The organism is Streptomyces sp. NPDC002446 (genome assembly GCF_053595675.1).
This window is the reverse complement of sequence record NZ_JBSFYC010000167.1, coordinates 1-1,406: the sequence shown is the minus strand read 5'-3', so window position 1 is coordinate 1,406 and position 1,406 is coordinate 1. Positions and strand designations below refer to the sequence as shown.

1 protein-coding gene is annotated in these 1,406 nt (G+C 70.6%); it reads left to right on the top strand.

The features are described 5' to 3' along the window. Positions 1 to 1,406: homocysteine S-methyltransferase family protein (locus tag ACWD6P_RS37005; protein WP_451448610.1), on the top strand; the 1,406-nt coding region annotated here is incomplete at both ends.

Here is a 1,406-nt window from a genome sequence, read left to right as displayed (position 1 = left end):
GTCGCCGACGAGTTCACCGCCTCGACCGGCCAGCAGCGCTACGTCCTCGGCTCCATGGGCCCCGGCACCAAGCTGCCGACCCTGGGCCACGCCCCGTACACCACGCTGCGCGACGCCTACCAGCAGAACGCCGAGGGCATGATCGCCGGCGGCGCGGACGCCCTGCTGGTGGAGACGACGCAGGACCTGCTGCAGACCAAGGCGGCGATCCTGGGCGCCCGCCGCGCCCTGGCGGCGGCCGGGGTGGACCTGCCGGTGATCTGCTCGGTGACCGTCGAGACCACCGGCACCATGCTGCTCGGCTCGGAGATCGGCGCGGCGCTGACGGCGCTGGAGCCGCTGGGCATCGACATGATCGGCCTGAACTGCGCCACCGGCCCGGCCGAGATGAGCGAGCACCTGCGCTACCTGGCCCGGCACTCCCGCATCCCGCTGGCGTGCATGCCCAACGCGGGTCTGCCGGTGCTCGGCAAGGACGGCGCGCACTACCCGCTGTCTGCCGAGGAGCTGGCGGACGCGCAGCAGACGTTCGTCACCGACTACGGGCTGTCGCTGGTGGGCGGCTGCTGCGGTACGACGCCGGAGCATCTGCGGCAGGTCGTGGAGCGGGTCCGCGGCACCCGGCCCACACCGCGTGACCCGCGGCCCGAGCCGGGTGCGGCGTCGCTGTACCAGACGGTGCCGTTCCGTCAGGACACGTCGTACATGGCGATCGGCGAGCGGACCAACGCCAACGGGTCGAAGAAGTTCCGCGAGGCCATGCTGGAGGGCCGCTGGGACGACTGTGTGGAGATAGCCCGCGACCAGATCCGCGAGGGCGCGCACATGCTCGACCTGTGCGTGGACTACGTGGGCCGCGACGGCGTCGCCGACATGGAGGAGCTGGCCGGCCGTTTCGCCACCGCCGCCACGCTGCCCATCGTGCTGGACTCGACCGAGGTCGACGTCATCCAGGCCGGTCTGGAGAAGCTCGGCGGCCGCGCGGTCATCAACTCCGTCAACTACGAGGACGGCGACGGCCCCGAGTCCCGTTTCGCCAAGGTCACCAAGCTCGCCAAGGAGCACGGGGCGGCGCTGATCGCGCTGACCATCGACGAGGAGGGCCAGGCCCGCACCGTCGAGAACAAGGTCGCCATCGCCGAGCGGCTGATCGCCGACCTGACGGGGAACTGGGGGATCCGCGAGTCGGACATCCTCATCGACACCCTCACGTTCACGATCTGCACCGGTCAGGAGGAGTCCCGGGGCGACGGCATCGCCACCATCGAGGCCATCCGGGAGCTCAAGCGCCGGCATCCGGACGTACAGACGACGCTGGGCCTGTCCAATATCTCCTTCGGTCTCAATCCGGCCGCCCGGATCGTGCTCAACTCCGTCTTCCTGGACGAGTGCGTCAAGGCCGGTCT